Source organism: Planococcus sp. ISL-109 (assembly GCF_018613655.1).
Taxonomy (GTDB): domain Bacteria; phylum Bacillota; class Bacilli; order Bacillales_A; family Planococcaceae; genus Planococcus.
The window spans coordinates 21,036-27,947 of sequence record NZ_JAGGPW010000024.1 but is presented as its reverse complement, the minus strand read 5'-3'; the positions used below and the strand labels follow the sequence as shown (position 1 = coordinate 27,947).

7 protein-coding genes are annotated in these 6,912 nt (G+C 46.2%); 4 read left to right on the top strand and 3 right to left on the bottom strand.

What is annotated here, in order from left to right:
• Nucleotides 1–705: 705 nt before the first annotated feature.
• Entirely contained in the window at nucleotides 706–1,017 is a 312-nt protein-coding gene (locus J7E21_RS16615; protein WP_215109026.1) for a TIGR04104 family putative zinc finger protein, read from the bottom strand.
• Between the two features lie 59 nt (nucleotides 1,018–1,076).
• Nucleotides 1,077–1,373, bottom strand: a complete 297-nt coding sequence (locus J7E21_RS14480; RefSeq protein ID WP_215109023.1) for a TIGR04104 family putative zinc finger protein — start codon at nucleotides 1,371–1,373, stop codon at nucleotides 1,077–1,079.
• Between the two features lie 376 nt (nucleotides 1,374–1,749).
• Between J7E21_RS14480 and J7E21_RS14475 the strand changes: the two genes are divergently transcribed.
• The 3 genes from J7E21_RS14475 to J7E21_RS14465 all read left to right on the top strand — a co-directional run bounded on the left by J7E21_RS14475 (nucleotide 1,750) and on the right by J7E21_RS14465 (nucleotide 3,513).
• The gene (locus J7E21_RS14475) at nucleotides 1,750–2,388 is read left to right on the top strand and encodes a hypothetical protein (protein ID WP_215109021.1); all 639 of its coding nucleotides are present in this window, start codon (nucleotides 1,750–1,752) and stop codon (nucleotides 2,386–2,388) included.
• Nucleotides 2,389–2,463: 75 nt separating this feature from the next.
• Entirely contained in the window at nucleotides 2,464–3,048 is a 585-nt protein-coding gene (locus J7E21_RS14470) for a DUF7686 domain-containing protein (protein WP_215109019.1), read from the top strand.
• A 42-nt stretch (nucleotides 3,049–3,090) separates the two neighbouring features.
• A complete protein-coding gene (locus J7E21_RS14465; RefSeq protein WP_215109017.1) occupies nucleotides 3,091–3,513 on the top strand; it encodes a YecA family protein in 423 nt (140 codons plus the stop codon).
• A 56-nt stretch (nucleotides 3,514–3,569) separates the two neighbouring features.
• On the opposite strand, the gene J7E21_RS14460 is transcribed toward J7E21_RS14465, so the two are convergent.
• Nucleotides 3,570–3,824 carry a hypothetical protein gene (locus tag J7E21_RS14460; RefSeq protein ID WP_215109015.1) on the bottom strand — a complete coding sequence of 85 codons (255 nt, stop codon included), beginning with the start codon at nucleotides 3,822–3,824 and terminating at the stop codon, nucleotides 3,570–3,572.
• Between the two features lie 183 nt (nucleotides 3,825–4,007).
• On the opposite strand from J7E21_RS14460, the gene lexA reads away from it, so the two are divergent.
• Nucleotides 4,008–6,434 (top strand): transcriptional repressor LexA, encoded by a 2,427-nt coding sequence (lexA, locus tag J7E21_RS14455; RefSeq protein WP_215109012.1) that lies wholly within the window; start codon nucleotides 4,008–4,010, stop codon nucleotides 6,432–6,434.
• The last annotated feature ends 478 nt before the right edge of the window (nucleotides 6,435–6,912 follow it).

The window sequence follows — 6,912 nt, the reverse complement described above, 5'->3', positions numbered from 1 at the left end:
CAAAAACACACCAACTCTAAACTTCTGAAGATGAACTGGAAAACTTGAACAAAGCGATTCCAACCAACCGGACAACTGAAGCAAAGCAGATCCGCTTCACTCTACTACAACCAATGGCATCTCCAAGCAGCCGAGCGTCCACGGGCTAGCCGAAGTAGTGAGACAAGTGTTCTTCTTGGCTCACTGCGAAAGGCATGCCCAAAGCCCGGCTGTGATTTTTGGGTGATGAAAACTTAAAACAAATCACCAAAAACACACCAACTCTAAACTTCTGAAGATGAACTGGAAAACTTGAACAAAGCGATTCCAACCAACCGGACAACTGAACCAAAGCAGATCCGCTTCACTCTACTACAACCAATGGCATCTCCAAGCAGCCGGGCGCACAAGGGCTAGCCGAAGCAATGAGACAAGTGTTCTTCTTGGCTCACTGCGAAAGGCATGCCCAAAGCCCGGCTGCGGTTTGTAAGCGGCGAAAAATACGAACCATTCACACTGAAACAAGCTAACACTAAATTACTTTCTATCGACCTGGATAATCTCTGACAAAGTGATTCCTAGTACGTACTTCCAATAAATTGTAAGAAAAGAGAATCTTTTCAAGTTCGTATTTGGATGGGCTGATTGAAGAGCTGAGGAGACACGAATAGGCAAAACAAAAAAACGCAGCCCTCAGGTTGCGTTTTTTTGTTCGGGTTTATCCCGCTAGTCGACCGTTTTGCCAAAGCGTTTTCGGGTACTCGACAGTTTGAAGATGAAAGGCATCAGCAAAGAAACTAGCGGCATATAAATAATGAAGGCTAGAACGATAACCGGGAAACCGACTTCATAATATGAACGCAGATAACTCATTAAAAAAACAAAAGGCATTGAAAATAATAAGGTGCCCCAGAAGGTTGATTTGCTGGAAACATACTGGTTCTTATGGCAGTTCGGACATTCTTTCTTTCCTTTGAAACTGAGCTTCATCGAATCGGCCCAGTTCCATTTGGTTCCGCAGTTTTGGCAGTGTGGCATGGTGAACTCCTTTCTAGTTCAGCTATAGCATAAGCCACTGAAAAAGCTGGACATCGTCTTTACCAGAGTGCTTCTTGTGTGTTCGAGAGCTTGATAGTGAAAGGAAGAATGATGTTCAGAATAACCATATATATGGCTACGAAAACGATGAAGATGGGGATGCTGAAGCCGAGATAGATGCGCAAGGCAATCAAAATCAGCAATGGAATCATGGCAAGAAAGTAGAGTTTGAAGTCGATCTTCGGTTTGACGTATTGCTGCTCTTTGCAATGTGAGCATTTTCTCGTGCCTTTGTAGCCGATTTTGAAGGTATCGAACCAACTCCATTGGGTTCCGCAGTTCTGGCAATGTGGCATGGGTGGGCTCCTTTCTTGTATAAAGCTGAGTGGATCTATACTTTTGTATACCCTGGATTTTCTTGGTAATCCAAATTATTGGGAGTAAATCAAGAGAGCTTTCCCGAATAACTGGAAGGCTAGAAAATTAGGGATGAATTCTTCAACTGACTTTCTTTTCTTGTTCGTACAGATCGCTGGGGGCTGGAGATTTCAATAGCACCACTATATCATGAAAAACCCATTTATTATCCAGTTAGAGGAATAGGTTGAGGATGTAAATATCTGGTTATATTTTGGTTTGCCTGAATGATGCAAGGAGATTCTAGACAGATTACCTGTTTCATGTGCTAGAATTTGAAAAACAGAACAAGTAATTAAAGAAAGTGGGATGGGCATGAAAACTTTCGATAAAGAGTTGTTTTGGCAGTATGTAAAAGCGTGCACGAATTTGTACGGGGTGGTGACGATCGATCAGGTGATAAAACTGTTCATGGACCATAACCCAGGGATGTCTATTAAAAAAGAGGATGTCCTTCGTTTGAGGAAAAAGCCGGAATGGAAAGAATGGCTAGAAGATTCGTTATTGGATGATTTGGATGGGGGATTTGCGCATCTGGACGTCTTGATTGAGGAGATTGTTTGGGAAATCACGATGATGGGGGCGGATGAGGATTGGTATATGCCGAAGAAGGAAGAATTGCTTCCTTATGCAGATCATTTCTATGCTGAGCCGACTGAGCAATATGTGGCGCTAAAAAACTATGTGGAACCAAGCTATCCGACAGATGCTGAATATGATTTGGATGAAGCTTTGTATGAGATGCGTGTGTCGCTACAGGTGAGCCCTACACTTGAGGACGCTTTGCCTATTTTTGTCATGATGTTCGGAACAGAAGATAAAAAAGATCTGCAAACGCGCATCGATTTGTTTGTGGATTTCGCCAACCATTACCGGATGTGGCGTTACAAGGGGCATCACCGGGCAGAAATCGGGGAGGAAGTCAGTTTGCATTTCGGGCGCAGGTTTTTTTAGAAGATGAAACCTTGGTTATCGAAGCTTTTTGCTATTAACATGAAGTTGAAAATATAGAGTACAGGGGGATTGAAAGTGGAAATTTGTGAGCGTTGCAGCCGCAGTGATGCGTATATTCTGTTAGGAACAGAACGGATTTGTTCGGCTTGCTTTAATGATGAAATGGAAGAGAGCCTCGGTGTAAAGGCGACTGCTTATCCGGAAGGTATGGCATTGCGGGATCAAAAAGGTGTTATGCGTTCATTTCGGATCCGGAAGCGATTGCTTCCTGTAGGTATCATGATGGAAGCGGACGAGCGCAAAGAGCAAGGTTTCAATTTTGAAGTATTGGATGACTTGGATTGCGATCAGGACCAGCTCTTGTCGAAGTTGCTGTCAAAAGTGCAAAAAGGCCTTGCGGAAAACTATATCGTGGAAGACCGGCTGCCAAGTGGCCACATTTATCGGAGAATGGATAAAGACCGCCTGGGCGGAACCGTTGCGTGGAATGGGGAAGATCAAGAAACCCCTCTAATCATCGTGGATGGCGAGCCGTATAGTTGGGATCAAATCGGGAAAATATTAATGAGTTATGAAGGCTTCCAGCTGAAGCTGGAAATCGTCGATTCGTCAGATGAGATTCGTTGGGATGAGGAAAAGGAAAAAGACCGAGAAAACTAACAAGCATAAGGTGAAAACTGGTACATCCCGGAAAAAGACGAATTGTTCCAGTATGCGGATGAACTGTATGTAGAACCGACGAAAGAATACATCGCGCTGCGGAAAGAATTGCAGCCGAAGCACACGAAACTGCATCCTTTGAGTTTTGAAAAAGCGATACATGAAGTAAAACTGGCAATCCAATGGACTGATTCGCCGATGGGGTACGTGAACTTATTCTTTGAAATTTTTGAAGGCGAGTCAGAAAAGGACATGAAAAAGTATTTGGATCTGCTGATGAACTTCGCGAATCACCTGCGCCTGTGGACGAACCGCGGCCATCAGCCGGTAGAACTCCTGCCACAAGAAAACTTGCGCCCCCTGCCGAGTAAGGTCATCGAGTTTCCGAGCGGACCGCGTGTCGGCCGCAACGACCCATGTCCGTGCGGGAGCGGGAAGAAATACAAGAAATGCTGCGGCAAATGAAAAATCACCGTGTCTTCTGAATAGAAGATGCGGTGATTTTTTTTAGGTTATCGAGTTTAATCCTGATTATTAATGCCTTGATCCAATATGCGCTTTTCCGCCAGCAAGTATGCAAGTTGATCGTGGAGATATTCAATTTCTTTGTTCAAAGATTCATATTGCTCTTGGGAAATCATAACACCTGCTACTTTTTCCTCGTTGAAAACGTAAACACCTGATCCTTCTTGTTGCGCTAATTGGAAAATTTCCAGCGGCGAACGCTTCACCTCTGAGGTCGATTTTGTCGGAACATCCAATATTTTCATCATCATTAGAATCACTTCTTCAATAAGGCTTATTGTAACTCTTTTGGACGTTTTTAAATGCGATCGTGAACAATCAGTTCTGTTCGTATTTAGAATCCAGCCCATGATCTATGTAGTATGACCTTGCTATTATATGACAATATTCTTAGTATATAGGTATAAGTTGTAAATAGAGAGAGGGTGCTGGGTATGAAATTGAATATGGAGCAGCGGCGCATTGTGGAACTTGAGCCAGGCGGGCCGATGATGGTGAAAGGTGTAGCGGGATCGGGCAAGACGACGGTGGCGATTCGCCGGATCCAATTTCTGATGGATCATCATTGTCACGAAGAAGACGACCAAATTTTGTTGGTGACTTACAATAAGACATTGTTGAATTACATAAAATTTCAATACGGGCGCTTGGCGGAAGCGGATGAGTCGGATCGGATGTTTGCGTCAAATGCGGAAGTGAAGATCGCCACGATCGACTCCTTGATGTACGGGGAGTTCATGAAATATCTCCGGCGGACGAACCAACAGCTGTCGATTGCGAAGCAAGGCCAGATGATGCAGGCACTGACACGGGCGATCGATGAAGTGAAGCAAGTGTATCCGGACGTCAAACTGCTATCGGCGAACAACAGCAAGTTTCTCATGGCGGAAGCGGACTGGATTTCATCTTGTGCGATGACGGATTTAGCCGATTACCAGTCGGCCGACCGCATCGGACGGGCTTCGGGAAATAGCGGCACGCCGCAGAAGCTTTTGAAAAACTCTGCGACACGGGAAGCGATTTTCGAAGTGGCACGCATGTACGTGAAGTTTCTTGAGAATGATGGGCTTGTGTCATTCAAAAGGATGAATGAGTTGGCGCTTTCCGAGGTTCGCCGTTCGAATGGCGGAAAGTACACGCATATCATCATCGACGAAAGCCAGGATCTGACGCGTGTGCAGCTGGAGTTTTTGAAGGAACTTTATAAGGTGAAAACCTATTCTTCGCTGATGTTCGTAGCGGATAATACGCAAAGCATCTATCCGGAGTCATGGCTTGGAAAAGGCCGTCCGTATACGACAATCGGCTATGATATGAGCGGGAAAGCACGGACTTTAAGTAAAAATTACCGGACGACGACGGAAATTTCGCAGGCAGCATTCGATTTGATCGAAGCGGACGAGACCATCCAAGGAAACGTCGACTTTGTTAAGCCGGCACTCATCGATCGCCACGGCCATCAGCCGATCTATGATTTTTTCAAGCAGCCCGAACAGCAAATGAAGTTTCTCGCACAAGAAATCGAGAGCTTAAAATCGGATTACAAATTGTCGGAGATGTGCATCGTCGCACGCAGCAAGCGATCGGTTGAAAGTGCGGCGGCTGATCTGTCGGAGATGGGTATACAGTGTGAAGTCCTGCAAAGCCAGGAGCCGGATTTTGAGTCGGATAAAGTCAAGCTTGTGACGATGCATTCGATCAAAGGACTGGAGTTCAAAGTCATTTTCCTCATCGATTTGAACAGTGGTGTCATCCCGCAGCAGCTTTACGACGACGCAGAAGACCAGAAGACTTTGGATTCCGATGAGCGAAAGCTCCTGTACGTCGGCATGACGCGTGCCAGTGAGCTCTTGTACATGACGTCGGTGGGCAAGGCGTCGAAATTCATCGCAGAAATCGACCGTAAGCATTTGCGCATGCGAAAAGACACTGCGCTCCGGCCGTTCGAATCGATCAGCATGACCCATTACGCGCTGACAGATCAATTGGTCGACCTGCATTCGAAAGAAGAAGTGACCCGGCAATGGCTTATCCGTGAACTTCATGAAACCTACGGCTATCCGCATGAACTCATCCAACTCGAGTATCCGGTCCAACAGTTTTCAAAAAAAGGCTATTGTGATATCGCCGTGAAGATCTTTGCGGACGGTGAAGAGCGCCCTTATATCATCGCCGAAGTGAAAAGCTTCGGGAGCGGGATTGACGATGCGGTCAATCAACTGCAGAGCTATTTGAATGCGGACGGCAAGGCGCTTTACGGCATTGCGACAGACGGAATCTCTTTGAAGATCATCGACCGGCACGGCGAAGAAGTACCCGACTTGCCGAAATGCCAGGCGCGCTTTTTGTTGGATACGAAACAGCTCAGCCTGTATAAGAATTTGAAGAACGGGCGCGATTACGAATACGCACAGGAACAAGGGACGGACGCGGATATTGAAGTACGGGAAGCTGGAGAAGATGTTTTGCTTCAAGTACACGAATTGGTTGAGGTGCCATTAATCGGGAATGTCGCAGCCGGGCTTCCCGCGTTTGCGACCGAGAACTACGAGACGTCATATCCGTTGCCGCGCGAATGGCTCTTGTCGCCGAAAGACAGCTTTTCGCTGACGGTGACAGGCGAGAGCATGAATGGCGCCGGCATCGACAAAGGCGACGTCGTGGTCGTACACCAGCAGAACACGGCTTCAAGCGGCGATATCGTCATCGCGGTAATCGACGGAGAAGCGACGATGAAGAAGTATATGTCGATGGGCAGTGAGATTTTATTGGTTGCGGAGAACCCGGAATTCGAGCCGATCATGATGCGCAGTGAAGATGTCTATATAAACGGGCGCGTGATTGGTGTAATGAAGAAGTAGATTTTTGTGCCGAGTTGGATAATGGTTGAGATTGCGCTTCAAGTGGCACGCTTGCCGGGGGGCGGCCCCTTTCCGCTTCATCTCTAGTTTGAAAAAGTTGATAAGTTATGTTCACTTTTTCAAAACGATGAGAAAGTGGTTAGCGTCGCTTTTTACTTGTTTTCTATTTCACTGTCAATGAATGAAGCGGAATTTCAGTAGTCAAAACTCTAACAAAGCGATTGCAACCAAGCGGCGAACTGAACAAAAGCAGATCCATTTCACTCTAAAGTTTCAACGAAATCTCCAAGCAGCCGAGCGCACACGGGCTAGCCGAAGCAATGAGACAAGTGGTCTTCTTGGCTCAATGCGAAAGGCACGCCCAAAGCCCGGCTGCGCTTTTTTTGTGACGAAAAACAAAACAGACCACCCAAAACACACCAGCCCTAAACTTCTGAAGCCGAGCTGAAAAACTCTAACAAAGCGATTCCACCTAACC